This window comes from Nocardia sp. NPDC060249 (assembly GCF_042728755.1).
Lineage (GTDB): Bacteria > Actinomycetota > Actinomycetes > Mycobacteriales > Mycobacteriaceae > Nocardia.
This window is the reverse complement of the sequence record NZ_JBHXAQ010000002.1, coordinates 1,034,592-1,059,912: the sequence shown is the minus strand read 5'-3', so window position 1 is coordinate 1,059,912 and position 25,321 is coordinate 1,034,592. Positions and strand designations below refer to the sequence as shown.

24 protein-coding genes and 1 pseudogene are annotated in these 25,321 nt (G+C 67.1%); 17 read left to right on the top strand and 8 right to left on the bottom strand.

The genetic code is table 11. From position 1 onward, the window contains the following. Positions 1-66: 66 nt before the first annotated feature. On the bottom strand, positions 67-1,068 hold the full coding sequence (locus tag ACFWFP_RS12550) for a helix-turn-helix domain-containing protein (protein ID WP_379294850.1): 1,002 nt from the start codon (positions 1,066-1,068) through the stop codon (positions 67-69). Between the two features lie 163 nt (positions 1,069-1,231). Here ACFWFP_RS12550 and ACFWFP_RS12545 point away from each other — a divergent pair, with 163 nt between their 5' ends. From ACFWFP_RS12545 to ACFWFP_RS12525, 5 genes are all read left to right on the top strand, one after another. Further along, complete coding sequence (locus tag ACFWFP_RS12545; protein ID WP_379294849.1) at positions 1,232-3,964, top strand: AAA family ATPase; 2,733 nt, start codon at positions 1,232-1,234, stop codon at positions 3,962-3,964. A gap of 94 nt (positions 3,965-4,058) precedes the next feature. After that, on the top strand, positions 4,059-4,886 hold the full coding sequence (locus ACFWFP_RS12540; protein ID WP_379294848.1) for an alpha/beta fold hydrolase: 828 nt from the start codon (positions 4,059-4,061) through the stop codon (positions 4,884-4,886). Positions 4,887-4,909: 23 nt separating this feature from the next. Then, positions 4,910-5,749 carry an alpha/beta hydrolase gene (locus tag ACFWFP_RS12535; protein WP_379294847.1) on the top strand — a complete coding sequence of 280 codons (840 nt, stop codon included), beginning with the start codon at positions 4,910-4,912 and terminating at the stop codon, positions 5,747-5,749. Continuing rightward, the gene (locus ACFWFP_RS12530) at positions 5,694-6,572 is read left to right on the top strand and encodes an MBL fold metallo-hydrolase (protein ID WP_379294846.1); all 879 of its coding nucleotides are present in this window, start codon (positions 5,694-5,696) and stop codon (positions 6,570-6,572) included. The genes ACFWFP_RS12535 and ACFWFP_RS12530 overlap by 56 nt, the downstream gene beginning before the upstream one ends. A 24-nt stretch (positions 6,573-6,596) precedes the next feature. Continuing rightward, complete coding sequence (locus tag ACFWFP_RS12525; protein WP_379294845.1) at positions 6,597-7,433, top strand: alpha/beta fold hydrolase; 837 nt, start codon at positions 6,597-6,599, stop codon at positions 7,431-7,433. 56 nt (positions 7,434-7,489) lie between these two features. Here the strand turns inward: ACFWFP_RS12525 and ACFWFP_RS12520 are convergent, their stop codons facing one another. The 4 genes and pseudogenes from ACFWFP_RS12520 to ACFWFP_RS12505 all read right to left on the bottom strand — a co-directional run bounded on the left by ACFWFP_RS12520 (position 7,490) and on the right by ACFWFP_RS12505 (position 11,386). Next, positions 7,490-8,311, bottom strand: coding sequence for a YceI family protein (locus ACFWFP_RS12520; protein WP_379294844.1), 822 nt, complete (start codon positions 8,309-8,311; stop codon positions 7,490-7,492). Then, positions 8,311-9,291, bottom strand: coding sequence for a collagen binding domain-containing protein (locus tag ACFWFP_RS12515; RefSeq protein WP_379295131.1), 981 nt, complete (start codon positions 9,289-9,291; stop codon positions 8,311-8,313). The genes ACFWFP_RS12520 and ACFWFP_RS12515 overlap by 1 nt, the downstream gene beginning before the upstream one ends. A gap of 48 nt (positions 9,292-9,339) precedes the next feature. Then, a pseudogene (locus tag ACFWFP_RS12510) lies at positions 9,340-10,851 on the bottom strand (MDR family MFS transporter); the annotation flags it as partial. A 37-nt stretch (positions 10,852-10,888) separates the two neighbouring features. After that, positions 10,889-11,386 carry a MarR family winged helix-turn-helix transcriptional regulator gene (locus ACFWFP_RS12505; RefSeq protein WP_379294843.1) on the bottom strand — a complete coding sequence of 166 codons (498 nt, stop codon included), beginning with the start codon at positions 11,384-11,386 and terminating at the stop codon, positions 10,889-10,891. A 138-nt stretch (positions 11,387-11,524) separates the two neighbouring features. Here ACFWFP_RS12505 and ACFWFP_RS12500 point away from each other — a divergent pair, with 138 nt between their 5' ends. Continuing rightward, positions 11,525-12,160 (top strand): TetR/AcrR family transcriptional regulator, encoded by a 636-nt coding sequence (locus ACFWFP_RS12500; protein WP_379294842.1) that lies wholly within the window; start codon positions 11,525-11,527, stop codon positions 12,158-12,160. 193 nt (positions 12,161-12,353) lie between these two features. Then, positions 12,354-12,797 (top strand): hypothetical protein, encoded by a 444-nt coding sequence (locus ACFWFP_RS12495; protein ID WP_379294841.1) that lies wholly within the window; start codon positions 12,354-12,356, stop codon positions 12,795-12,797. Positions 12,798-12,861: 64 nt separating this feature from the next. On the opposite strand, the gene ACFWFP_RS12490 is transcribed toward ACFWFP_RS12495, so the two are convergent. Further along, entirely contained in the window at positions 12,862-13,860 is a 999-nt protein-coding gene (locus ACFWFP_RS12490) for an alpha/beta hydrolase (protein ID WP_379294840.1), read from the bottom strand. A 39-nt stretch (positions 13,861-13,899) separates the two neighbouring features. Further along, positions 13,900-14,088, bottom strand: coding sequence for a hypothetical protein (locus ACFWFP_RS12485; RefSeq protein WP_379294839.1), 189 nt, complete (start codon positions 14,086-14,088; stop codon positions 13,900-13,902). A gap of 263 nt (positions 14,089-14,351) precedes the next feature. On the opposite strand from ACFWFP_RS12485, the gene ACFWFP_RS12480 reads away from it, so the two are divergent. Both ACFWFP_RS12480 and ACFWFP_RS12475 read left to right on the top strand, forming a co-directional pair. Then, a complete protein-coding gene (locus ACFWFP_RS12480) occupies positions 14,352-15,434 on the top strand; it encodes an oxygenase MpaB family protein (protein ID WP_379294838.1) in 1,083 nt (360 codons plus the stop codon). A 14-nt stretch (positions 15,435-15,448) separates the two neighbouring features. Then, on the top strand, positions 15,449-15,664 hold the full coding sequence (locus ACFWFP_RS12475; RefSeq protein WP_379294837.1) for a hypothetical protein: 216 nt from the start codon (positions 15,449-15,451) through the stop codon (positions 15,662-15,664). 6 nt (positions 15,665-15,670) lie between these two features. On the opposite strand, the gene ACFWFP_RS12470 is transcribed toward ACFWFP_RS12475, so the two are convergent. Further along, positions 15,671-16,423, bottom strand: coding sequence for a TetR/AcrR family transcriptional regulator (locus ACFWFP_RS12470; protein WP_379294836.1), 753 nt, complete (start codon positions 16,421-16,423; stop codon positions 15,671-15,673). Between the two features lie 298 nt (positions 16,424-16,721). Here ACFWFP_RS12470 and ACFWFP_RS12465 point away from each other — a divergent pair, with 298 nt between their 5' ends. From ACFWFP_RS12465 to ACFWFP_RS12430, 8 genes are read left to right on the top strand one after another with little or no spacing between them, the layout of a single operon-like run. After that, complete coding sequence (locus tag ACFWFP_RS12465; RefSeq protein ID WP_378993009.1) at positions 16,722-17,516, top strand: MlaE family ABC transporter permease; 795 nt, start codon at positions 16,722-16,724, stop codon at positions 17,514-17,516. A gap of 1 nt (position 17,517) precedes the next feature. Further along, positions 17,518-18,381: an ABC transporter permease gene (locus ACFWFP_RS12460; protein ID WP_379294835.1), complete on the top strand. Its 864-nt coding sequence runs from the start codon at positions 17,518-17,520 to the stop codon at positions 18,379-18,381. A 9-nt stretch (positions 18,382-18,390) separates the two neighbouring features. Continuing rightward, positions 18,391-19,767, top strand: a complete 1,377-nt coding sequence (locus ACFWFP_RS12455) for an MlaD family protein (protein ID WP_379294834.1) — start codon at positions 18,391-18,393, stop codon at positions 19,765-19,767. A 1-nt stretch (position 19,768) separates the two neighbouring features. After that, the gene (locus tag ACFWFP_RS12450) at positions 19,769-20,794 is read left to right on the top strand and encodes an MCE family protein (protein WP_379294833.1); all 1,026 of its coding nucleotides are present in this window, start codon (positions 19,769-19,771) and stop codon (positions 20,792-20,794) included. Next, complete coding sequence (locus ACFWFP_RS12445) at positions 20,794-21,858, top strand: MCE family protein (RefSeq protein WP_379294832.1); 1,065 nt, start codon at positions 20,794-20,796, stop codon at positions 21,856-21,858. The genes ACFWFP_RS12450 and ACFWFP_RS12445 overlap by 1 nt, the downstream gene beginning before the upstream one ends. Continuing rightward, positions 21,858-22,952: an MCE family protein gene (locus ACFWFP_RS12440; RefSeq protein WP_379294831.1), complete on the top strand. Its 1,095-nt coding sequence runs from the start codon at positions 21,858-21,860 to the stop codon at positions 22,950-22,952. The genes ACFWFP_RS12445 and ACFWFP_RS12440 overlap by 1 nt, the downstream gene beginning before the upstream one ends. Continuing rightward, positions 22,949-24,031, top strand: a complete 1,083-nt coding sequence (locus tag ACFWFP_RS12435) for an MCE family protein (RefSeq protein WP_379294830.1) — start codon at positions 22,949-22,951, stop codon at positions 24,029-24,031. Before ACFWFP_RS12440 ends, ACFWFP_RS12435 begins: the two co-directional genes overlap by 4 nt. Continuing rightward, positions 24,028-25,302: an MCE family protein gene (locus ACFWFP_RS12430; protein WP_379294829.1), complete on the top strand. Its 1,275-nt coding sequence runs from the start codon at positions 24,028-24,030 to the stop codon at positions 25,300-25,302. The genes ACFWFP_RS12435 and ACFWFP_RS12430 overlap by 4 nt, the downstream gene beginning before the upstream one ends. Positions 25,303-25,321 lie beyond the last annotated feature (19 nt).

Genomic DNA, 25,321 nt, shown 5'->3' with positions numbered 1-25,321 from the left:
CGGGCTCGCCTCCGCTCGCCCCGAACCCGTTGCGGGTGCGGGGGTCAGGTCACCTTTTGAACGAGATCATTCGGCGCCCGTCAGATGTGGATCATCGAAACCGCAATCCCTGCGGTCCTCGGCCGTGGCGCGGCGCCACTCGCGGGGCGTGATGCCGTAAGCCACGCGGAATCTTCGGGTGAAGTGTGAGGCGTCCCGGAAACCCCAGCGAAGGGCGATCGCGGCAATGGAGCAGTGGCGCAGCTGTGGGCTCGCGAGGTCGTCGCGGATGCGGTCGAGTCGTTGGCCGATGATCCACTGGGCGAGGCTGTAGTCGGCGGCGGCGCAGATCTTGTACAGATGCCGCACCGAGATGCTCAAGGCGGCGGCGATGCGGGTGGCGTCGAGGTCGGGGTCGGCGAGGTTGCGGCGCACATAGGCGCGGATCTCGGCAAGCAGGATCTCCGAGGGGAGGATCGCGCCGTCGTGGTCGGGTTCGATGGCCGACAGCAACAGCCCCCGGATCAGGTCGATGCTGGCCGAGCCGGTCAGGCGCGCGGTCGGATGGGTGCTGAGAGTGTCTGCCTGCCGGGTCATTTCGGTGATGTGGCCGGCAACGAGTCGATAGAAGGGGCTGCGCGGCAAATGCGGTGCGGCCTTGCGGATGCGGTCGACTGGAAGATCGAGATGGTCGAGGGGAACGTGCAGGCAGGTCGACCCGCCATCGCCGTCCCATCGGAAGTCGTACGGTGCGTTGAGGTCCATCAGATGCAGGTCGCCGACGGCGAGTTCGCGCTGTAGTCCGTCCTGCTCGTAGCGGGCCGCGCCTTTTCGATGCACCGCTATGGCCAGCATCGGCGATGGGTTCGTCCGGATCTGCTTCGGCGTCCGGATCAGCTGGATGCCGGACATATCCGCACGAAAGATGTTGGCGTCACCGAATTCCCACACGGTGAACTGGGCGTGTGCGCGGGCATCCGGGTTCTCGTGCACCACGTTGCACGGCGCGGAGGCTTCCTGCATGGCGGCGGTGATCGCGTGGGCGCGTTCGGCGGGCGCGACGGCGCCGGTATCGAAGACAACTGCCACAATCCCGCCCTCCTGTTGGACCGGAAACACTCCTCCTGATGGTGGCACTGACCGCGCGGCACTTGCAGCCTAGAAATCATGCACGCCGAGTCCAGTTTGCCTGGTCGCAGCGACCTACGCTCGGCAACGCGGCCTTGGCGTGGGCTCGAGGTAGGAGGCTTCTGTGATCCAGCCGCTGGGACGAGCGGACGAGCTCGACCGCCTCTACGGATTCATCGCCGCCGCGCGCAACGGCATCGGTCACGCGGTGATCCTGCGAGGTGAGCCCGGAATCGGTAAGTCGGTGTTGATCGACTCCATGACCGGGTCGGCGCACAATTTTCGGGTCCTGCGATCGGATGGCTACGAGGCCGAGGCCAACCTTCCGTATTCAGGTGTGCAGCGCCTGGTCGGGTCGCTCGAGGTCGACGGCGAGCAGTTGCCCGATCTGGAGCGGGAAGCGCTACGGGTCGCGCTGGGTATCTCGGCGGGAGCGGTACCGGACCGGTTTCTGGTCGGCCGAGCGGTGCTCGGCCTGCTGGCGATCGTCGGTAAGGGTGGGCCGGTGCTCTGTGCTGTCGATGACGCACAGTGGCTGGACCGGGAGTCGTTGGACGCGTTGGGGTTTGTCGCGCGCCGACTACATGCCGAAGCCGCGGTGATGGTTTTCGCGACGCGTGCGGACGACGACGTCGATGTCCGGCTCGCGGGAGTGCCGGTACTGCAGGTCGAGGAATTGGCGCGGCCCGCCGCCATCGAACTGCTGACGCGATCGTTCGACGGGGTGCTCGAGCCACGGGTAGCCGCCGACACCGTCGATGAGGTTGGCGGAAACCCGCTGATCTTGACCGATCTGGCCCGCGATCTCACTATCAGGGAACTCACGGATTCGTCCTTTGTGCCCGGCCCGATGCGCGCCGGTCAGCGATTGGAAGAGCTCTATCGCCGCAGGCTGGAGGCCCTGCCGCAATCGTGCCAGGACTGGATCTTGGTAGCCGCCGCGGAATCGACGGGCGACCTGAAGTTGGTGGACCGCGCGGCCGCGCTTCTCGACATCGACGAAAGCGCGGGTGAAGCGGCCGATGACGCCGGGCTTGCTGTCATCGACGGGGCGGTGCGATTTCGGCACCCGCTGGTCCGTGCGGCCGTCTACCGTGCCGCGACGGCATCCGCGCGGCGGCGCGCACACGGCGCTCTGGCCCGGGCGGCCGAGGCATCGGGGTCGGTCGACATCGAGGCGTGGCACGCTGCCGCCGCGACCGCGCGCCCCGACGCGGCGGTCGCGCAGCGGCTGGTCGACGCGGCCGACCGGGCCGGACTCCGTGGTGGTCTGATCGCCAAGGCGAACCTGCTGGCCCGGGCAGCCGAGTTGAGCGAGGATCCCGTGCTCCGTGACGACCGGCTCCTCACCGGCGCCGAGTCGGCCTCCGACTCCGGGGCCGCGCGATTCGCGTTGGACCTGACCGACCGAATCCCCGACCCGGATACCCTCGAACCGGTCGCCGCCGGACGGTATCTGTTCATCCGAGCCTCCTTGGCTAACTTCCTCAGTGATCCGGAAGCGATTCGGATCGCGCCCGATCAGCTGACGGCGGCCGCGGACCTGTTCCACGGACATGAAACACGGCGCGAGCACCTTGCCCTACTGCGTGCGTTCGACGTGGCACACAGCAACGAACGAGCGGTGACAGCCGACACCATGCGCGCGCTCGGCCTTCGGCTGCGGGCTGCGGCGACCGACGCGGAGCCCGTCACTCGCGCCGTGCTCGTCGGCCTCGGTGCCCTGATCCTGGATTCGTATGCTGAGGCCGTCGGCCCCATGCGGGACGCGGTGCGGGTACTGAGCCGACTCGACGATCGTCAGGTGCTGGAGTTCAGTATCGCGGGGGTCGTTTTCACCAGCGCCCTGTGGGATGAGCGGGCGCGCAACAGCTGGCTCGATCGTGGCGAGCGGATCGCGACACAGGCAGGCGCACTCAGAGAACTGGACTCCCTGTTGTGGATGCGTTCACTGACCGATCTCGATCGTGGTGATGTCGCCGCGGCCGGACGGGCGGTCGCGCGCGTTCGAGAGCTGCGCCGAGCGATGGGATACCCCGCCGAACATGTCGTCAACGGTTCCTATCTTGCCTGGACGGGCGCACCGGCGGAGGCGGTCATCCAGATTGCCGCGCTCGTACTCGCGGCGGGTTTCGGCGGTGTGCACACCGCCACGATCAACGCATTGGCGATCCGGAACCTCGCCGAGGGCCACTACCAGGATGCTTACGCTCTGCTGTCGCCCTATGAAGCCGACCGATTCCTGCAAGTCACACCGCACCAGCTCCCCGAGTACATCGAAGCGGCGGTGCGCGCCGGCCACACCGCCGATGCCCACCGAGTCACCGCCGAATTCGCCGTGTTCGCCGAGAACGTCGGCTCGCCATGGGTGCGTGGCCTCGCTGCGCGGTGCTCAGCGTTGATTGCCCCAGTAGAAGAAGCCGAGGGCCTCTATCTGGCGGCTATTGCTGCGTTGACCGAGACGGACACCCCGATCGAGCTGTTTCGCGCCCACCTGCTGTACGGCGAGTGGCTGCGCAGGCAGCGTCGTCGTGGTGATGCCAAGGCCCAATTGCACACCGCCGCCGAAGGATTGACTCGCTTCGGTGCGGTGGCCTTCGCCGAGCGGGCAGCACGCGAGCTGAGCGCGCTGGGTGAGCGGGCACGGCTCGGCCACCCGGTGTCGACGGTCGAGTTGACCGCCCAGGAGTTGGAGGCGGCCGCGCTGGCCGTAGCGGGCAACACCAACGCCGAGATCGCGGCGATCATGTTTCTCAGCGCCAACACCGTCGACTATCACCTGCGCAAAGTCTTTCGCAAGCTGGGCGTTTCCTCGCGCCGCCAGCTCCGCGAGCACCTGCCTCCGGCTACCGGCTGACCTGAAGGACTACGTGCGATACGTGGTTCGCACACGGTCCTTCATGGCCCATCGTGAACACAGTGCTCCGCACCCGCCCGCGAGGAGGCTCCCGATGCCCACGATCACCGCCGACGACGGCATACAGATCTTCTACAAGGACTGGGGTCCGGTAGAGGGGCACGCGGTCCTGCTGAGCCACGGCTGGCCGCTGAACTCCGACGCGTGGGAAAGCCAGGCACTCTTCCTCGCCGAGCACGGGTGCCGGGTCATCGCCCACGACCGCCGCGGGCACGGCCGCTCCACACAGACCTGGAACGGCAACGAAATGGACACCTACGCAGACGATCTCGCGACACTGCTCGACACCCTCGACCTGACCGACGTCACCCTGGTGGGGCACTCGACCGGTGGCGGCGAGGTGGTGCGCTACACCGCCCGCCACCGGTCTGCCCGGGTCGCGAAACTGATCCTCGTCTCGGCGGTGCCGCCGTTCATGTTGCGCACCGACGACAATCCCGAGGGACTGCCCGCCGAGGTGTTCGACGCGATCCGCGCCGGCGAACGTGCCTCGCGCTCGCAGCTGTACCGCGACCTGGCCGACGGCCCGTTCTTCGGACACAACCGGCGAGGCGACGTCCCCCAGGGCATCCGCGACGCGTTCTGGCTGCAGGGGCTCGCGTCAGGCCACCGCGGCGCCTACGAGTGCATCGCCGCGTTCTCGGCCACGGACTTTCGGGGCGATCTCGCCGAGGTCACCGTCCCGACCCTGGTCATCCACGGCGACGACGACCAGATCGTCCCCCTCGAAGTCGGTGGCCTGCGCTCGGCGAAGCTCATCGCCGGTGCCGTGCTGAAGGTCTATGAAGGCGCTGGTCACGCGCTTCCCGACACCGAGAAACAGCGCCTGTCGCAGGACTTGCTCGACTTCGTCGAGTCGTGATCACCGGAAGGGAGAACACCGAAATGAATCAGCCGAAACACACCACCAAGCCGCCCATCGTCCTCATCCACGGACTCTGGATGACACCCCGCAGCTGGGACACCTGGGCCCACCGCTACCGGGACCTCGGACACCAGGTCGTCGTCGCGGGCTGGCCCGGCATCGGCGATCGAGCCCCGGCCGATGTCCGCGAGGATCCGAGCGCGCTCGAAGGCGTCGGCATCGTGGAGATCGTCGACTTCTACGCCGATCTCATCTCGTCGCTGCCGGAGCAGCCCATCATCATGGGTCACTCGTTCGGCGGGATCTTCACCCAGATGCTGCTCGATCGCGGCCTCGGCATCGCCGGTGTCGGCGTGGCACCAGGGCAACCGGCCGGCGTTCTCGCACTGCCGCTATCCACTTTGCGCACGGGGCTGCCCGTGTTGTCGAACCCGTTCCGGGCCGGCAAAGCCAGCCCGATCTCCAAGCGCCACTTCCACTACACGTTCGGCAACGACCTCAGCCGCGCCGACTCCGACCTGGAATGGGCAGCGAGCGCGGTGAATTCGTCCAACCGGGTGTTCTTCGAGGGCGTGCTGTCGTTGCCGAAGAAGAAGTCGGGGATCACCGCCGTCGACTTCGGCAAACCCGACCGAGCACCGCTACTGCTCATTTCCGGGGGAATCGACCACGTCGCTCCACCCGCCATCCAGAAGGCCGCCCTGCGGAAGTACGCACAGGGCACCGCGCTGGTCGAGCGGGTGGAGTTCCCCGGCCGCACACACCGGCTCGTGAGCCAGGACGGGTGGGAGGAGATCGCCGACTATGCCCTGGACTGGTCGCTCCGGCACGCCGCGACCCGATTCCCGCAGGCGCGGTAGCACCACCGTGGCGGGCGTCAGAATCACCCACATCGGCGGGCCGACCGCGCTCATCGAGATCGATGGCTGGAACATCCTCACCGATCCGACCTTCGACGATCCGGGACAGCGCTACGACTTCGCCCTCGGCACCTCGTCGGTGAAGACGATCGGGCCGGCGATACAGGTGACCGACCTGCCCGTGATCGACGTCGTGTTGCTGTCCCACGACCACCATGCCGACAATCTGGACCACGCAGGCCGGGCATTGCTGCGCACCGTGCCGCGGGTCATCACCACGGCGAGCGGCAGCCGTCGGCTCGGTCTCGCGCACGCCGAGCCGATGGCGGCTTGGCAGGAAACCGTCCTGCGCGCCCCAGGCCGCACTCCACTGCGGGTGATCGCCACGCCGAGCCGGCACGGGCCACCGCTCAGTCGGCTGCTGGTGGGGGAGAACCTCGGCTTCGCGATCCAACGGCCGGCGCACAAGCAGGTGGCGGTGTGGATGTCGGGGGATTCGGTCTACTTCGCGGGACTGGAGGACGTGGCGCGCCGCCTCGACGTCGATATCGCACTGCTGCATCTCGGTGCGGTCCGGTTCGGACTCACCGGGCCGCTGAAGTACACGATGGACGCCCGTGATGCCGCACGGTTCATCAGGCTCCTCGAACCGCGTATCGCCTTGCCCGTGCACTACGAAGGCTGGACCCATTTCAGCGAAAGCCACGATCGGGTTCGCGTGCGGTTGCTCGAGGAGTCCGAGGGCGTGCACCACCGGGTGCAGTGGTTGCCGCTCGGACACGCTGTCGAATTTCCTTCTCCCACTTCACCGCTCGCGCACTGAGCGCCTACCGAAAGGTGATCGATCATGTCATCGTCTACGCACGTCCCGAGTCCGCGCACGCGGCGGTTGCTGAGCGCACTAGCGGTGACGGTTGTCGCTGTGAGCCCGCTTGTTCCCGTTGCAGCGGCCGCCGATCCGGGTGAACCCACACTGGTGCTGGTGCACGGTGCTTTCGCCGACGCAACCAGCTGGGACGGGGTCGCCGCCGAGCTGCGCGACCGCGGCTATCCGGTTGTCGCAGTGAATAATCCGCTGCGCGGCCCCCGCAACGACTCGGCGGCCCTGCAAAATGTTCTCGACGGCATCGACGGGCCGGTCGTGCTCGTCGGGCACTCTTACGGCGGGGTCGTTGTCACCAACACCCACAACCCCAAGGTCAAGGCCAACGTCTATATCGCGGCCTTCGCGCCCGCACAGGGCGAATTCGTGCAAGGACTGCTCGACCCGATCCGCTTCCCCGGCAGCCGACTCCTGCCGCCGGCCCTGCAGGTTCGGGTAGTGGACGACCCCACCGGCATCGCGGGCCGCAATGTCGACGGCTACATCGACGCGCCCTACTTCCACCCGATCTTCGCCCAGGACGTGAGTCCGGAGACCGCCGCGGACATGTATGCCCATCAGCACTCGGCTGCGCTGAGCGCCAATCTGGAACCGTCGGGCGCGCCGTCATGGGCGACCACGCCCAGCTGGTACCTGATCTCGAGCCAGGATCACGTCATTCCCGCTGCCGCGCAACGATTCATGGCCGGGCGCGCCGCCCCGGCCACGACCAGGGAGATCAGCGCGTCGCATGCCTCCCCGGTGTCCCAACCGGTCGCCGTCGCCGACACCATCGTCGAGGCCGCGAACTCGGTTCGATAGCCGACCGGTCTCGGACGAGATCAATCGGGGTGGGTGGCCGGGGAATGGGCGATTCGCTAGCTCGCGGGAAGCTGCTCTCCCTGGACGACTTCGATGTCGAGTTCGATTTTGACGGTGGTGCCGACAGCGGCCACTCCCGTGCGCAGGATCGCGTTGTAGTCGATCGCGAAGTCGTTGCGGTGCAAGATGGTTTCGGCGTGGAACGCGGCGCGTACACCACCCCACGGATCCGGCCCGGACCCGCCATAGGCCACCTCGAGATCGACCGAGCGGCGCTGTCCGTGCATGGCCAGCTCGCCCGGCATCACCCAGGTGTCACCCCCGGTACGACGCAACCCGTGGCCGGTGAAAGTGATCATCGGATACCTGTCGACGTCCAAGAACTCCGGCGAGCGCAGGTGATTGTCACGCATCGAGATACCGGTATCGATACCCGCCGCCTCGATCTCCGCGTGCCCGGTGGACCGCTCGAACGATTCAGCGATATCGAGTCGCCCACTCACCTCGGCGAATCGGGCTTTGATGCTCGCGATCCCCAGATGACGCGCGGTGGCGATCACCGTCGAATGTGCCGGATCGATCGTCCACGGTCCCGGCGCGGGCAACGCCACTGCCCCGATCGTCGGCACCAACACCACCTCACCGAGCGCGCCCGTTCCCGTAGCAGAGATCTGCGCGGTCCGCGCCACCGGGGCGAACCCGACAGCGGTGAGCACCGCGGTATGAACGCCCGCGGGCAACGGGCTGGTGCTCACCGTTCCGGTGTCGTCGACGACCGCACGGGCGAGCTGGCGGCCCGTCATATCCGTCACCGTCAATACCGCATCCGGCACCGGCCACCCCTCCGCGGTGCGAACACGACCGGTCAACCCACTCATCAACGATCCCCGAGCCCGTAACCGAGACGTACATCGTGGGCGGCCTCGCCACCGGTCACGGTGACCTGCCCGGTCACCGGCGGATAACCACGAGCGACCACGGTGTATTGCCCTTCGACGAGATCGGTCACGACGTAGCGGCCGTTCTCGTCGGTGCGCGCCGTCGCGGTCACCTCACCCGCGGCGTCGAGCACCGTGACCAGCACGTCCGGCACCGCCCGCCCGCCGTCGGCCTGCGCCGATCCGGCCAGGACCGCCATCGCGGTCAACTCGATGTCATGACGCAATACGCCACTGTCGGGCACGGTCACGGTGATCGCGCTGGGACGCATGTGCTCCGCGGCCGCGACCACGGTGTAGACACCCGACACCACGCCGTGGCACAGGTAGGTGCCGTCGACGCCTGTGACCGCGGCCCCGACCACCTCACCACGCATATCGGTCAAGGTGACGGTCGCATTCGACAACGGCGACCCGTTGCCCGCGATACGGACGACACCCGACAACTCACCGGAACCCACCAAGGTCAGATCGATCCGCTGGGTCCGCTGACCGACCTGCACATTGACCGCGGTCGGCTGGTGCCCTACCGCCGACACGATCAACACATGACCGCCCCGCTCCGGCGCGTCGATCGCATAACCACCATCGGCGGCACTGCTCGCCCGCGCGACCTGACGACCGTTCTGATCGATCAACGTCAACACCGCGCCCGGCAACGGATGACCGTCTTCGCGGCGGACGTGACCGTCCACCGCTCCACCGCCGATGCCCGACCCGGACAACTCGCCGGTGGACGGAGCGGACGGCGACAACGCATCGACCCGGTACGCCCGGCGACCGTTGTGATCTACCGGGCCGTGCTGTGCGGCCGAAGCTGTCGGCACCAGCTCCGATTCGGACAACACTCGCTCAGCGCCTTCCCAGACCGGGTCTTGTTCCCCCGCGAGTACGGCCAGTTCGGCATCCAGCGCCGCCATTCGGTCGGCATCGGACGGATTGCCCTGCGACGCAGTATCTTTCACGGTCGGGTCGAGGGCTGGATCGATGTCGATCGTGCTGCGCAGCGGACGGTTCGGAAGCCACATGGTCGCGAGGAAGGCAACGACGGCGGCCCCGGCGGCGATGAGGAAGATCCGACCGGTCGCATCGCCGTAGGAGGCGCGCACGATCGTCGCGATCGGTGCGGGTAGGCCGTGCAGGTTCAGATTGCTGCCGCCGGAGGAACTGGTTGTCACCCCGATCTTCGCGAAACCTTCTGTCGACAGCTCGCTCACGCGGGTGGCCAGCACCGACCCGAGCACCGAGACACCGATCGCGCCACCGAACGTGCGGAAGAACGCGACGCTGCTCGATGCCGCGCCGATATTGTGCACGCTCACGGTGTTCTGCACGGCCAGCACCAGGTTCTGCATCATCATGCCGACCCCGAGCCCGACAACGGCGATGTATGCGCCGACCAGCCACAGGTTGGTGGCGTGATCGATCGTCGAGAGCAGCCCGAACCCGACCACCAGCAGCGCACCGCCGGTGACGACGAACGCCTTCCATTTGCCGAACCGGGTGATCAGCTGTCCCGAACCGGTCGACGCGACAAGCATGCCCGCGACCATCGGGATGGTCAGCACGCCGGCCACCGTCGGTGAGTATCCGCGCGCGGTCTGGAAGTACTGGCCCAGGAAGGTGGTCGCACCGAACATGCCGATGCCGACCGCGATCGAGGCGATGATCGCCAGACCGGTGGTGCGCTCGGTGACGATCGAGAGCGGGATGATCGGCGACTTGGCTCGCGATTCGACCAGCAGGGTGGCGAGCAGCAGCACTACGCCGACGCCGACATACAGGGCCGATTCGCGGGAGAACCACGCGTAGTAATCGGCCTTCCCCGCGAACGACACCCAGATCAGCAGCACCGACACCCCAGCCGTCATCAGGGCGGCGCCGAGCCAGTCGATCGACACCCCGTCCTTGCGTTCGGTCGGTAGCCGCAGGGTCCGCTGCAGCAGCACCAGGGCGATCACGGCGAGGGGCACACAGACGAAGAAGCACCAGCGCCAGCCGAGCGGACTGTCGACGATGACGCCGCCGAGGATGGGTCCACCCGACATCGACACCGCCATCACCGCACCCATGTAGCCGGAATAGCGTCCGCGTTCACGCGGCGAGACGATGGAGCCGATGATCGCGACGACGAGCGCGGTCAATCCGCCCATGCCGATGCCCTGGATGACGCGGGCCGCCAACAGCATCGGCACAGTGCCCGCTACGCCCGCGATCACCGAACCGATGACGAAGATGACGATGGCCGACTGGACCAGCAGCTTCTTGTTGAACAGATCGGCGAACTTGCCCCAGATCGGGGTGGACGCGGCGTTGGCCAGCAGCGCTGCGGTGATCACCCAGGCGTACGCGGTCTGCGACCCCTCCAGGTCGCCGATGATCGTGGGCAGCGCGGTCGCCACGATCGTGGTGCTGAGCAGCGCGGTGAACAGCGCCGCCAGCAGCCCGGTCATGGCTTCCAGGACTTGACGATGGGTCATCACGTCCGGGGCACGCCGCGTCCCCGCCTCGACTGACTTAGACATCCGCTTCCTGACTTTCTGTCGAATCCGGCCGGCGCGCGCCCACCGCGGTGTGGGGCGCGACTGTCGCCAGTGAGTTTCTGAGCTTCAGAACAACCGAGGTGGCCTGTTCGGCTTCGTCCTCGCTCCACTGCGCGAGAGCGGTTTGCAATCCCTGTGCCCGCGATACTCGGACGCGCCGCAGCAGATCGCGTCCTTGGCCGGTGATCTGGATGAGGGTGGCGCGGCCGTCGCTGGGGTCGGCGTGGCGGGCAATGTTGCCTGAGCGCACCAGCTCGCTGACATGCCTGCTCAGTGTCGATGGGCTGATGCACAAGTCCACAGCCAGATCCACCTGCCTGCACGGACCTCTCGCCTCGAGCGAGCCCAGCACGCCGATACCGCCGGGAAGCAGGTCCCCTTCGTCCGGATGGGAGAGGGCGGCGCGGATGGTTCGGCCCATGAGATAGAGCTCTCTGATCAGGCTCTGAGCCGTTTCGGGTGACACTGCCATGACTACTCCCGGACAAGACCTTTTACTTGCAGAATGCAACTATACATATTTTACTTGTAGTAAGCAACTAACTGGCCCACGACGGCCTTTTGCACACCTTTGCGCAGGTGTGGGATGGTGGTGAGTGAAAGGACGGACGTGACTGCGACGACGCACTCGACCACCGTCGGCCTCGGGCCGCGCGCACTGGCCAACCGGCGACGCATCGTCGCTGTGGCCGGGGACGAGTTGCTGCGAAATCCCCTGGCGAGCATGGAAGACATCGCCGCCGCGGCCGGGATGGTCCGCCGCACCCTCTACGGTCATTTCCCCACCAGGGAAGCGCTGATCGACGGCATGCTCGACGAAGCCTTCGAACAGGTCGGTCGCGCACTCGACGGTATCGACACCGCACAACCGCCCGCCCGGGCGATCGCGGATATGGCGCTCACGCTGTGGGCTGTCGGCGACGAGTTCCAGCTGCTGCTGCGCCTGGACGAAGCCGGGTCGCGGGCCCGGATGGCCGACCGGCTCGCGCCCGTCCGCGCTCGGCTGATCACATTAATAGCGGCTGGTCAAGCCGACGGAATCTTCGCTGGTCACTTGCCGCCCGCAGCGGTGGCCAGGGTGCTCACGGCGCTGGTGCTCGAGCTGCTGAAAGCGCACAGCGATGGTGAATGGGTCAGTGCCGAAGCTGCGCGGGACGCCGCCCTGGCTTGCCTGATCGCGGTCGGCGTCGATCGTTCCGGTGCCGCGGAGATCGCCCGGTCCGCCGCGAAGGCCGCGCAGCACTGATCGCAGGTGCGCTCGTCGGGTGATCGCTCGTCGAAACGTGCTGTCCCCGAATGGATCCAAGGTGTGCTCTCCGGCACGAACCCCAGGCGGCTGTGAGTCCCTTCACGAGTTCTTGCACATTGATGTGCAATGGACGTAGTTTCACAGGTACGTGCAATTGCACGAAGGTGTGAAAATGTCGAAGGAGCGGGATATGACCAGCCAGGTGGCATCTGTGCGCATGGCGTACGCGACCAAGACCTCCACCGGGGGCGCCCCCGTCGATGTGTCCTCGTGGACGCTGCGCGGTGTGGGCGCGATCCGCGTCCTGTACGGCCTCGTCCCATTCGCCACGCTGATTCTGGGAACCGATGTCGGCACCGGAATGGCCGTTCCTGTCTTCGTCGTGGTCGGCCTGCTGTCCGTCCTGCTCGGCCTGGCCACCGTTGCGCTGACTCCTCGGCTGCTCAGCCGCGACGACGCTGTCCTGGCCGCCGTCGGCGTCGACGCGATCCTCGTGGTCCTGGGCGTGGCCGCGCTCATGGTGGGCTGGGATCAGTTCACGGTCGCCGCCGCCGCGGTCGTCCTCGGCGGGATCGTGATCGGGGCGTTGTCCGCGGCGGTCGTCGCGATCGTCACGGCGGTGCGCGAAGCCTGATCCGCTGACGCGGTGCGAAGTGCCCGAGCGGCGCCCCCGGAATTTCCGGGGGCGCCGTTCGTGGTTACAGACCTATGCCGGTGCGCAGGGTCGGCCAGGAACTGTGGAGTGCGTCTTGCCAGTACGGCCATGCGTGGGTGCCGAACAAGGTGTAGCGCACGGTCGGTTCGAGGCCTGCGGTGCGCATGATCTTTTCGACGGTGCGCGTGCAGTTGAGTGCGCCTTCCTCGAGGCTGATCGCGCCGAACAGGTCGATCGGGTAGGAGAAACTCGGGTCGAAGTCGACGTCGGCGGGGCCCGGGGTGCCGCTGCCGACCGACATGTAGACGGCGGTATCGCGTAGTGCGTCGAGGTGTTTGGTCGGATCGTGGGCCGCCCACCCCGGGTCCAGCGAACCGCCCCACATGTTGTCGGGGTTGCCACCTCGGTGGTGGACGGCGGCGCGCACCATCGGCTGTCCGACATCCGAGGTGAGCAGGCAGCCGCTGTAGACGCCGACGGCTCGATAGAGTCCAGGGTTGCGGAAGGCCAGCGTGGCCGCCGCGTGGCCGCCCATCGACAGTCCCGCGATCGCGTTCTTACCGTTGCCCAGCAGTTCTCGGTTGATCAGCGGCGGTAGTTCGCGGGTGAGGAAGTCCTCCCATCGGTTGTGTCCGAGAACGGAGTCGTTGTCGAGCCAATCGGTGTAGAAGGTGCCGCCGCCGCCGATCGGCATGACCACGTTGACGTTCTTGTCGGCGAAGAACCGGGTGACGTCGGTGCGCAGGGTCCAGGTGCTCTGAGTTTGATCGTTGCCGGCGCCGGTGCCGTCGAGCAGGTACAGCGTCGGGCGTGGGGCTGTACCGGTGGGGTGCAAAATGTCGAGCCCGACGACGCGGCCCATGGCGGGGGAGAAGACGTAGAGCTGCTCCCAGCGTTCGCTGCGGATGATGCGATGATCCACTGTCGCGGTGGCCGCGGAGGCGACACCGGGTGCGGTGAGTGCGGCGACGATGCCGAGGGTGGTGACCAAGCCGAGTAGTCGGCGGTGCAGGGTGCGGAGTCGAGCAGGTGACGCTGTCATCAGGTCCTCCCGGCCACGGTCGGTTGCCGGGCCACAAGGCTAACCGGTGAAAACTCGAATCTTGTTACGGTAGAACAGGTTCCGCTGCTTCATCGTGGTCTCGGCGACGTCGAATGCGATGCGCATCGTCACGTCTTCCGGCCGATCGGCGGTGCCGGTGCGGCAAGTCCGATCTGCTCCTGCAGTCATCGCTCCCTGCGTGTCGACGCCGCATGGGATCTCCGCCATGCCCGGGAAGGGGCATCTGTCTCAGACAGTGATCGGAACCCTGGAGGTGATCGGACCTTTGGACGTTCCTATAGCCATCAAGTTGAGGGACCCCCGGTGAAGGTTAGGGCTGGAGCTGCCAGTTTTGGGTGGTGTACCGCGCTGTGACTGTCTGGGTCAATTCTCTTTTAGCCGTTGACCCAGGGCTCGTGAGCGGTCTAGTATTTCTACTCACACGTAGTAATACTTCTACGTAGTCGTAGAAAATGGATTGGAAACATGCAATGGCAACAATTGCTTCCTTGCGTGAGTGGCTGTCGCTTCCCCCACTGACGCCCGCGGAGGACTACGGTTTCTTCGGCCCGGAGTCGGTCGCGTGGCAAGTCTGGAGTTACCCGACCAGTTTGACGATCGGCTTCCAGCGCGCGGTGGTGATCGAGGAGCTGGATCCGGCGCTGGTGGCCTCGGTGGACGCCACTCACGCGATCTACGACCGTCCTCGTACCCGATACGACCGCACGCTGCGATATTTCGCCATGGTGCTGTTCGCCGACAGCCGGTCGACCGCGCACGCGGCCGACATTCTGGTGAAGATCCACTCCAAGGGCATCGGCGTCGACCCGGTCACCAAGCAGTCCTACGACGCGAACAATCCGCAGTCGCAGCTGTGGATCCACCTGACGGCATGGCATTCCATCCTCGTCGCCTACGAGAAGTACGGTCCCGGCCGGCTCAGCGAGGCCGACGAGCTGCAGTACTGGGCGGAGTGCGCGCGGGCGGCGGAACTGCAGACCTGTGACCCGGCGGACGTGCCGCGCACCAGGGCTGGGATCAGTGAGTACTTCGAGCAGATGCGCCCGCAGCTGATCGGGTCCGATATCGCCCGCAAGGCGATGCGCCACCTGCTCCAGGCGGAGGTGATGATGCCGGAGATCCCGCTGCTGCTCCGGCCGATGTTCAAGATCGTGTACGCCTTCCTGCGCCGGGGCACCCTGGCCACCATGCCGCGATGGATGCGGGAGATGGCCGGATTGCCGACGGGCAGGCTGCTCGACGCGCTCGTCACGACGCCGATGAGCGTTGCCTTCACCGTGGTGAGTCTCAACGCGCGCCTGCAAATTCAGCTGCTGCGCCTGATCTCGCCGATGACGGTGGCGGTGGCGGGACCGGTGCTGCTGAAGATTCCGCCCGCGAGCAAGACCACGATGACCCCTCGGCAAGCGCAAGAGCTCTACGGCTACGACATTCCCGCGCTCGCCCATCAAGCGCTGCGGGACAAGCAGCGGGCCCGGGTCTTCGGCCGTGGGGAAGCGCCGGACGACCAGGGCCTGATCGAGTCCCAGGCCGTGCTCGGCGAGATCGCGTGAGAGGTGTTGTGCTGATGATCAAAGAACTGCTGGGCTACCGCATCAGCCTTCGCCAGCTCATCTTCCTCGGCATCGCCTTCGGGGTGCCGTACTTCCTGATCGGGCTGTTCTGGCTGGGGGCCCACCACGAGCACCTCAACGATCTGCACGGCTTCGACAAACTGTTCTCGGCGATCGGTGAGATCATCGCCTGGCCGCCGTTGGTGATCTCCGATATCCAGCTACGCTGACGCCGGTCAGTTGGGAAGTGTCTCCGTGTTGTCGGACTGCCAGGCCGAGACCACCGATCCGCCGGACGGGATGATCCGAGTTCCCTTGTCGTCCTTGGGCAATGTTCGAGTCAGTGCCCGCACCGCGGGCCGAAGTGCTTGGGGAGAAGCGAGTTCCGGATTCGACAAGACCAGTCGGCCGAGCGATTCGATGAACCCGAGCATGACGCGACTGGCCAGTTCGACGTCCACGTCCCGGGGGCCGCCGCGCCGCGCGATGCCCGTCTCGAGCAGTTGGGCGCAGCGTGCGATGACCTTCTCTCTGGCGTCGGCGAGCAGTCCGCGATAGGAGGCAGGCGCTCCATCGGCGGGCATGAGGATCAACCGCCAGCGAACCGGATCGTCCTGAACCGCGGTGAGGAAGGCGATGACCGCTTCCTCGTACTCCACGTCCGGGTCGGAATCGTCGAAATCCGCCGGCAATGCCTCGAGGACCTGCGCGATTCCCCGGGTGTGTTCGCGCCGCAGCAGCGCGTCGAGCAACTGGGGTGCGGTGGGGTAGATCGCGTACAGCACTGGTTTGGCGACGCCGGCTTGTTTGGCCACCGCTTGCATCGTGAGCTCGGCCAATCCGTCACGACCGGTGACCACGCGGGCCGCGTCCAGCAGCTGCTCGCGGCGTTCCTCCGGCGGTAGTCGCGGGCCGTTGCGACGCCGCGGCCGGGCAGGTTGCGGCGGGGCGATCCGCCAGACGCCGTCGGTGCCCTCTTCGATGCTCATCAGGAAATGATCCCCCAAAGCTCTGGTGCCGCGTGATCGGCGCTGTTACTGTCCACATATCTACTCTAGCGTAGTAATTCAGAGCTACGGACACGTAGAAAACGTCCGGGGGATCAGGCGTCGCACCGAGCTCGTGTCTCGGAGTCGCGCCGGCAGCACATCGGTCCGACCCATCAGCAACCGCCGAGAGTGAACAATCGTGCAGCAGCCGTCGACCAGTCTTTCTGGTGAATTCAATACCGGGACAACAGCTCCGCCAGGAGGTGGTGATGCCCGCGATCAGGTCGTCACCTTCGGGCTGACCTATTGGCGCGAACACCCGCAACGCGCCGTCGAGACGGCCGGGCGCCAGGTTCTGATGACCGGCCGGGCACTCGCCGAACTGGTCCGCGCCCTGTTCACCCGGCGTTTTCCCACCACGGAATTCGTCAAGCAATGCGCGTTCATGGCCAGTGTGTCGGCGACACCGACCCTGCTGGTCGCCATTCCCATCGCGGTCGTGGTGTCGATCCAGGTCGGCTCGCTCGTCAGCCAGGTCGGGGCGACCACCTTCATCGGCGCGGTCAACGGACTGGGAATCATCCGCCAGGGCGCCCCGCTGGTGACCTCGCTGATGATCGCCGGCGCGGTGGGGTCGGCGATCTGCGCGGATCTCGGGTCGCGCACCATCCGGGAGGAGATCGACGCCATGGTCGTGATGGGCGTCGATCCAGTCCGCCGACTGGTCGCCCCTCGCCTCGCGGCGGCCGTCGTGGTCAGCACTCTGCTGTGCGGGCTGGTCGTGTTCGTCGGCTTCGCGACCGGCTATGTGTTCAACGTCTACATCCAGGACGGGACGCCGGGCTCCTATATCGGCACGTTCGCCTCGTTCGCGGTGGCCGGCGATCTGGTCGTCGCCATGGTCAAGGCCACGGTCTTCGGCGCGCTGGCGGCGATCATCGCCTGCGACACCGGGCTGCACACCCGCGGCGGACCGGCGGGCGTCGCCAACGCCGTGAACTCGGCGGTCGTCAACTCCGCGATCGTCCTGTTCGCGGCCAACATCATCCTCACGCAGCTCTACAACGCTGTGTTCCCGTCGAAGGTGCTCTGAGATGGCCTCGGGTTACGTGCCACCCCTGCTGCGTCCGGTGCGCCGGCTGCGCGCTGCTGCCGCCGCGCCCGCGACCGTTCCGGTGCGGCTCGGTCATCAAGGACTGGTGTTCCTGCAAGCGGTCGCCGCGATTCCGTTCGTGCTCAAGCACTATCGGAAAGAACTGCTGCGGCTGATCACCGATGTGAGTTTCGGCAACGGCTCCTTGATCGTCGGCGGCGGGGTGATCGGCGTCGTGGTCATCCTGTGCGGGTTCGGCGGAATCACCGTCGGCATGGAATCGCACACCGCGCTGAACCTGCTCACCATGAGCCCCCTCACCGGCGCGATCTCCGGATTCGCCACGACGCGGGAACTGGCACCGCTGCTGGCAACGCTGGCGTTCGGCGCCCAGGCCGGCTGCCGATTCACCGCGCAACTGGGTTCGATGCGGATCTCCGAGGAGATCGACGCCCTGGAGTCGATCGCCATCCGCCCGCTGCCCTACCTGATCACGACGCGCATGCTGGCGGCCGTCGTCGCCATCGTGCCGCTCTACACCGCGGGCCTGGCCATCGCCTACATCGCGACGAGGTTCACCGTGGCCTTCCTCGGCGGGACGACGCTGGGCACCTACGACCACTACTTCCACCAGTTCCTCGACCCGGTGGACGTGGCCTACTCGATCCTCAAGATCATCGTCTTCGCCGCCGTGGCGACCTTCATCCAGTGCTACTACGGCTACACCGCGGCGGGCGGGCCCGAAGGTGTCGGAGTCGCGTCCGGCCGGGCGATCCGGATGACCATCGTCACGGTCGTGTTCATCAATCTCCTGTTCTCCCTGTCGATCTGGGGGATCGACCCGGGTATCAGGATCACGGGATAGGCCTCGATCATGATCATCGACCCCAGCGGGCGTGGCCCGAGCGCGCTGCGCCTCGGCCTGCTCGGCGTGCTCATCGGCGTGCTTATCGCCACCACCGTCTACCTGCTCGGACTGCGCTACAACGGCGAGTTTCTCGACACCGTCGAGGTGACCGCGGGCATGACCAGCACCGGCGACGGCGTCCCCGCGCGCGCCGACGTCACCTTCCGCGGCGTGCTGGTCGGCCAGGTCGCCCGCACCGACATCGCCGCCAGAGGCGAGCGTCAGAACATGCTGTTGCGCATCGAACCGCCGATGGCCCAGCGCATTCCCGCCACGGTCACCGCCCGGGTGGTGCCGAACAACATCTTCGGCGTCACGGCGGTGGAGCTCATCGACAACGGACCCTCGCCGGACCGGCTGCGCGACGGAACGACCATCGCGCAGGACACCAGTGAGGTGGGCGCCCAGTTGCAGACGACCCTGACCACCCTGCGGACCGTTCTCGATGCCATCGACCCCATCCGGCTGGCGACTGTCCTCGGCACGCTCGCCGACGCGCTCGACCCCGGCTACCGCATGCCCGGCTCCACCATCGAACGACTCGACACCTGGACCACCCAGGTCAGGGCGACGCCGGGGATCGGCGACCTGCTCGGCGACCTCGGCGCCGCGGCATCGGCGGTCAACGAGTCGGCGCCGCAGCTGGTCGACACCCTCGTCGCGTCGGTGACCGTGGCGCGCACCCTCACCGAGAAGCGGGCGAACCTGATCGCTCTGCTGACCGCCGCCCGCGGCGCGGTCGGGGTCACCAACACCTTGTTCGAGCGCAATCCGGAGGCAGGCCCGGAACTGGTCGGCGGGCTGCACGAGACTTTCGGCGCGCTGGCCGCCGACTCCGGCGCCATCGGCGCCGCGGTCGCCAACCTCAATACCGCGCTGAGCAGGCTGGCGACGGTCTTCAACTGGGGACCCGACCGGCAGATGCGCTGGGCCGTCGATGTGAGCTTCACACCCTTCACCCAGTACACCGCCGCGGACTGCCCCCGCTACGGCGACCTCGCCGGGCCGCGATGCGGCGGCTCCTCGGTGCCGTATACCGCGCCGGAACAACACATTCCGACCCAGCTGCTGCCGCGGCGGCTGGAAGCGGCAGGCCCGCCGGCCGTCGTTCCCGGTCTCCCCGCGCTCCCGGTGATTCCCGGCTTGCCCGCGATTCCCGGCCTGACCGCCCCCGGACCCGCCACGGCCCCGGCCTCCGCTCCGGCGTCCCTGCACGGCGTCGAGGCCATCGAGGCGCTCGTCGGGCGACCGCCGAACGCCGCGCAGCTGGTGCTGCTCACGCCGGTCCTGGCCGACGGGGCAGTGCAGGTCACCTACTCCAACCCAGCGACCGGGGGGAACTGACATGATGAAAACCCGCACCGCCGTGCTGATCCTGACGCTGTTCGTCGGACTGGCACTGGTCGCGAGCTACACCATCTTCTCGACCTTGCAGCGCGGAGTCAGCGGCGACACCGTCCGCTACACGGCGACCTTCGGCAATGTCCTCGGGTTGCGCGTGGGCGACGACGTCCGGATGGCCGGAATCCGCGTCGGCCGCGTGGATTCCATCGAACTCGACGCGGATCGGCGCGCGTCGGTGGTGCTGCGCGTGCAGTCGCGCCAGCAGCTCACCAGCACGACCAAGGCACTGATCCGCTATCAGAATTTGATCGGGCAGCGATATGTCGCGCTGGCCGCCGGAGACCGAGGTGGGGACCGGTTGCGCCCGGACGGGTCCATTCCCTACGAGCGCACCGAATCGTCCTTCGACGTGTCCACGGTGCTGGCGGGATTCGAACCACTGTTCGCCACCCTGGAGCCCGACGACATCAACTCGTTGTCGCACACGCTGATCCAGGCTCTGCAAGGTGACGGAGTGTCGCTGAGCGCGCTGGTCACCCAGGCGGCGCAGCTCGCCGGTACCTTCCGCGACCGCGACGAGATCCTCGGCCAGGTGATCACCAATCTCGGTGGCGTGGTGGAGGGTCTGGCCCATCGCAGTGGCGAGCTGGAAACGCTGATCACCCAGACCCGCACGCTGACGGTCGACCTCTACGAGCAGGGCACGACGCTCGCGACCGCGGTGGAGCAGGCGTCGGGGTCGACCAGGCAGCTCGCCGATCTCATCACCCGGATCAGACCCGGCCTCGCGCAGGCGCAACAGTCCGCGAACGAAGGTGTGCGCCTGCTGATCTCCAACGGCGCACGACTCGACATCACCGCCGCCGAACTGCCTTTCGTCCTGGCGGGTCTCGCCCGGATCAGCGGCAACGGCACCTACATCAACTCCTATGTCTGCAGTCTGGATGTCTCGCTGTGGGGTGTGCTGCTTCCGCCCGGGATGTTCAACCAGATCGGTGGCAATTCCCATTCGGAGGTATGCCGGTAATGAACTCCCCCCGACCACCCGAGCTCCTGCGACCGCTGGTGTCCATCGCGCGGCGAATGTGGCAGGCGATACCGAGCTATAAGAGCAATCGCCACTGGTGGCTCGGCCTCGGCGCGGGGGCGGCGGTGGTGGTCCTGCTGTTCGGTTCGAGCGCGCTCACCCAGTTCGACCTGGGCAATCGGACCGTGTACGCCGAGTTCGCCCAGACCGCCGGGCTCCGCCAAGGCGACAGTGTCGATATCGCGGGCATCGAAGTGGGCACGGTGAAGTCGACGCGGCTGGCGGGCGACCGGATCGAAGCCGCGCTCTCGATCGACAACGGCATCCGGGTCGGCGACGACGCCAAGGCCGCGATCAAGATGTCGACGATCCTGGGCCGGATGCATGTCGAGCTCGATCCCGGCGCGCTCTCGGCGCCCGAAAGCCGCCGAATTCCGCTGGACCGGACCGAAGTTCCGTACAACCTGGCCAAGGTCGTCAACGACGGCAAATACACCCACTCCTTCGAGCACCTCGAGCGGATGGACCCCGTGGCCTTGCGGACCTCGCTGGACGCGCTGGCCCGGCAGATGGGGGACTCGCCGCAATTGACCGCGGCGGCACTGGATTCGGTGGGTTCGCTGGCCGCGGTCATCAGCGATCGCCGGGACGAGGTCGAGCAGCTGCTGCGCAATATCGACACGGTGTCGAGCGTGGTGTCCGACAACCAGAACGCCGTGCTCGTGCTGTTGACCCGCGGTCAGGCCATCGGTGACGCGGTCGCACGACGGCAATCCTTGGTCACCCAGCTCCTGGAGAGTATCGCCGCGGTCTCGAAGGACCTACAGGCGATGGGCATCGACAACGGGGGACAGCTCGCGCCGTTGATCGCCGATCTGAACACGATGTCGGCGGGCCTGCAAAACAACAAAGCCAATCTGGACAACCTGTTCCAGATCATGCCGGTCACGCTCCGGCAGTTCAACAACACTCTCGGAAACGGCCCCTACGGGGAGATCTATCTGCCATGGATGTTCCCCGACAACTGGCTGTGTGCCGTTGAGGCTGTGGAAGGTTGCCGCTGATGCGCACGACATTCGTCCGGATGGCCGTCCTGGCCGCTGTCGCCGTCCTGTTGTCGGGCTGCTCGGCGCTGCCGCACAGCCTGACCTCGCTGCCGGACCGGCTGCTCGGCACGGAGAAGACGATCACGGCGGATTTCGAGAATGTCGCCGGGCTGTACGTCGGCAACGAAGTCTCCGTTCTCGGGATGCCGGTGGGCCGGGTGACCGAGCTGGTCCCCAAGGGCGAGTACGTGCAGGTGCACATGGTCGTCGATCCCGAGGTCGACCTGCCTGCCGACGTGATCGCGGCGCTGGTCTCCCCGCAGATGATCACCAACCGCCACATCGAACTCACTCCCGCCTACACCGGCGGCCCCACCCTGCTCGACGGCAGCCACATTCCGTTCGCCCGCACCAGGACACCCGTCGAGCTGGACCGGATTCTGCGCAATTTCGACGACATCGGAAAGGCGCTGGCGGGCAACAACTCCGACGGCCCGATGGCTAGCCGGGTGCTGTTCCCGCTGCTCGACGGCAACGGCGACCGCATCCGGGAGACCCTGGACGCGCTCTCCGGCGCCTTCGAGGTGACCCTGGCCAACAAGGACCAGATCTCCAACGCGATCGTCCGGCTCAACGACGTCACCCAGATCCTCGCCGACAACGACGCGACGGTCCGCGACTTCAGCGCCCGGCTCACCCAGCTGGTCAGCCTGATGCGCGAGCAGTCCCCGGGGCTGCAGGCGGTGCTCACCCAGATCAACGACTTCGTCGCCAACACCAGCGCCGTCGTCGGGGAGAACAAGCAACCGCTGACCGACGCGCTGCTGCGATTGATCACGATCACCGCGCAGATGCGTGACCACGCGCGAGGACTCACCGAGATCGTCGACATCGCCCCGCTGTTCCTCGGCAACCTGGGAAACGCGGTGAGCCCCGAAGCCCGGGCCGTTCGCCTCCACCTGCTGACGGACAAGAGCCTGCTCGACAACGAATTGCTCTCGCTGTTCTGTCAGCGGGTCGAGCTACGGGCCGACGGCTGCCGAACCGGCAGACTCCAGGACTTCGGCCCCGACTTCGGACTGTTCGCTGCGCTGCTGGGACTGACCCGATGAGCCGGCATCTCTGCCGTGCGGCGGTGCTGGCGGTGGCAGCCTGCTCGGTCGCCGGCTGCACGGTGACCGTCGACTCCATGCCCTTGCCCAAGCCCGGCCTCGACGGTCCCACCTACACGGTGCGGGCGCTGTTCGACAACGCGCTGAACCTGCCCGATCGCGCGCACGTGAAGACCGGCGGCACCGACATCGGCGTCGTCACCGGCCTCGACACCACCGATTTCGTGGCGACGGTCGAACTCGAGATCCGCGCGGACGTCCGTCTGCCGCGCGGATCGCGGGCCGAACTCCGTCAGCCGACCCCGCTCGGCGACATCTACGTGGCCATCGTGCTGCCCGAACTCCGTTCCGGCACACCGATGCTGGCCGAGGGCGACGTCATCGACAAGGACCACACCTCGGCGGGCGCCTCGGTCGAGGAACTCATGATGTCGCTGTCGATGCTGCTCAACGGCGGTGCGCTCAGCCAGGTCGCCCGGATCACCAGCGAGTCGAACTCGATGTTCGCGGGACGTGGGACCCAGCTCTCGCATCTGCTCACCGAACTGACCGCGACCCTGACCGCGCTCAACGAACGGACCGGCCAGATCGACGCCGTCCTGCACGGTCTCGACGCGCTCAGCGCCACTCTCAACCAGCGCAAAGCCGAGCTCGGTCAGGCCGCGGACACCTTCCCGCCGCTGATCTCGGTGCTCACCGAGAACAATCGCGCCATCACCGAGCTCACCACCGAGGTCTCGACCACCCTCGGCGCGCTGGGCGAGTTCACCTCCACCAGCAGCGCCGACTTCGTCGGGCTCTTCGACAGCGTGCAGGCCCTGATGACCGGCTTCACCCAGATGGGCGACAACCTGGCAGGCGCGCTCGACCAGCTGCACGCGCTGAACCCGTCGCTGCTGGCCACCACCCAGGGCACCAGCCTCGCGGTCGCGGCGACGATCTCCTACCTCAGCGTCGGCGCCCTGACCGACCCGCACGGAAGCAGGCTGCCCGACGGATCGGACCCCGGCGCCTTCGTCGGCAGTCTCGCCGAAGTCCTCGCGCGGGTCCTCGGCCGGTTGCAGGGTGGCGGGCGATGAACGGATACCCCCGTGGCAGTGTCCGCTACACCGTGGCGCTCGTCCTCACCGTCGGCATCTGGTTCGCCGGGGTGGCGCTCGAGGTCGCCGCCGAATTCCTGCTCCGGGCCGCGGGCTGGGCGAACCGGCACGTCAACGGCATCGCGGCCGCGGGCCTGGTGGTGACGCTGATGGTCAGCGGCGGCTATCTGCTCGTCGATGTCGTCCGGATCGATCCGCTGCGCGACACCTTCACCGTGCGGGTGGGACTGGCCGGGTCCGGCGGGCTGCTCGAACATTCCGATGTCACGTTCCGCGGCGTGCGCGTCGGCACGGTGCGGTCGTTGGAGCTGTCCGAGACCGGCGTCACCGCCGTCGCCGAACTCGATGCCCGCTATCGAGTTCCCGCGGGCGGCACGGTGGTCGTGGCCCGGTTGTCGGCCGCGGGGGAGCAGTACCTCGATATCCGGCCCGATTCCAACGACGGCCCCGCTCTGAGCGACGGCGCGGTCGTCGAGCTGGACCGGACCTCGACGCCGGTCACCATCGACGAGTTCCTCACCAACACCGCCGATTTCATCGGCGGCTTGAATCCGCAGCGACTGAACGTCATCGTCGCCGAACTCGACAAGGCGCTGGCCGGCGGGCCGGACCAGCTGCGCACCGTGATCAGCGGGATCAGTCAGGCCATGGTGGGGATGACGGAGTTGCTTCCGCAGACCCGCAACCTCGTCGAGAAGCTGTCCGTCATCGCGGAGACGACCTCGCACGCTCAGCCGGACCTGCGCACTCTCGTCGAGGGGTCGGGAGTGCTGTTCGGGCAGTTCGCCGCCGCCGACCAGGAACTGCGGCGCCTGCTCGACCTCGGGCCGGGACAGCTGGCGACGCTCGGCGGCGTGGTCGCCGAGACCACCGACCCGATCACGAATCTGGTGACCAACCTGCGCGCCATCACCCGGGCCGCGCGGCTGCGCACACCCGCGCTGACGGCGCTGTTCCCGGCCCTGCGATCGGGCACGGCCCTGCTCGGAGTTCCGGCGCACGACAACGCCTTCCACACGATGGTGGATATCTGGCCACGACCGTTCTGCGAGTACGACACCATCCCGGTCTCGCCCGCCACCGTCTCCGACGGCAGTGTCCGGCTCTACAACTACTGCATCACCAGCGATCCCGCGCAGCAGGTCCGCGGGTCGGCGAACGCGCCACGACCCGATACGCCCGACAACACCGCCGGACCGCCGCCGGGCAGCACCGGCGACGAGCGATCCGTGCCGCTGCCCGGCCGTTGATTCCCCTGCTACCGAAAGG

Excerpts from the sequence above, each read along its gene's own strand:
- ACFWFP_RS12445 (WP_379294832.1), top strand. The coding sequence starts at position 20,794 with ATGAACTCCCCCCGACCACCCGAGCTCCTGCGACCGCTGGTGTCCATC.
- ACFWFP_RS12480 (WP_379294838.1), top strand. The coding sequence starts at position 14,352 with ATGGCAACAATTGCTTCCTTGCGTGAGTGGCTGTCGCTTCCCCCACTG.
- ACFWFP_RS12460 (WP_379294835.1), top strand. The coding sequence starts at position 17,518 with ATGGCCTCGGGTTACGTGCCACCCCTGCTGCGTCCGGTGCGCCGGCTG.
- ACFWFP_RS12485 (WP_379294839.1), bottom strand. The coding sequence starts at position 14,088 with ATGGCGGAGATCCCATGCGGCGTCGACACGCAGGGAGCGATGACTGCA.
- ACFWFP_RS12435 (WP_379294830.1), top strand. The coding sequence starts at position 22,949 with ATGAGCCGGCATCTCTGCCGTGCGGCGGTGCTGGCGGTGGCAGCCTGC.
- ACFWFP_RS12475 (WP_379294837.1), top strand. The coding sequence starts at position 15,449 with ATGATCAAAGAACTGCTGGGCTACCGCATCAGCCTTCGCCAGCTCATC.
- ACFWFP_RS12525 (WP_379294845.1), top strand. The coding sequence starts at position 6,597 with ATGTCATCGTCTACGCACGTCCCGAGTCCGCGCACGCGGCGGTTGCTG.
- ACFWFP_RS12540 (WP_379294848.1), top strand. The coding sequence starts at position 4,059 with ATGCCCACGATCACCGCCGACGACGGCATACAGATCTTCTACAAGGAC.
- ACFWFP_RS12495 (WP_379294841.1), top strand. The coding sequence starts at position 12,354 with ATGACCAGCCAGGTGGCATCTGTGCGCATGGCGTACGCGACCAAGACC.
- ACFWFP_RS12490 (WP_379294840.1), bottom strand. The coding sequence starts at position 13,860 with ATGACAGCGTCACCTGCTCGACTCCGCACCCTGCACCGCCGACTACTC.
- ACFWFP_RS12440 (WP_379294831.1), top strand. The coding sequence starts at position 21,858 with ATGCGCACGACATTCGTCCGGATGGCCGTCCTGGCCGCTGTCGCCGTC.
- ACFWFP_RS12520 (WP_379294844.1), bottom strand. The coding sequence starts at position 8,311 with ATGAGTGGGTTGACCGGTCGTGTTCGCACCGCGGAGGGGTGGCCGGTG.
- ACFWFP_RS12455 (WP_379294834.1), top strand. The coding sequence starts at position 18,391 with ATGATCATCGACCCCAGCGGGCGTGGCCCGAGCGCGCTGCGCCTCGGC.
- ACFWFP_RS12470 (WP_379294836.1), bottom strand. The coding sequence starts at position 16,423 with ATGAGCATCGAAGAGGGCACCGACGGCGTCTGGCGGATCGCCCCGCCG.
- ACFWFP_RS12430 (WP_379294829.1), top strand. The coding sequence starts at position 24,028 with ATGAACGGATACCCCCGTGGCAGTGTCCGCTACACCGTGGCGCTCGTC.
- ACFWFP_RS12505 (WP_379294843.1), bottom strand. The coding sequence starts at position 11,386 with ATGGCAGTGTCACCCGAAACGGCTCAGAGCCTGATCAGAGAGCTCTAT.
- ACFWFP_RS12535 (WP_379294847.1), top strand. The coding sequence starts at position 4,910 with ATGAATCAGCCGAAACACACCACCAAGCCGCCCATCGTCCTCATCCAC.
- ACFWFP_RS12450 (WP_379294833.1), top strand. The coding sequence starts at position 19,769 with ATGATGAAAACCCGCACCGCCGTGCTGATCCTGACGCTGTTCGTCGGA.
- ACFWFP_RS12515 (WP_379295131.1), bottom strand. The coding sequence starts at position 9,291 with ATGGCGGCGCTGGATGCCGAACTGGCCGTACTCGCGGGGGAACAAGAC.
- ACFWFP_RS12530 (WP_379294846.1), top strand. The coding sequence starts at position 5,694 with ATGCCCTGGACTGGTCGCTCCGGCACGCCGCGACCCGATTCCCGCAGG.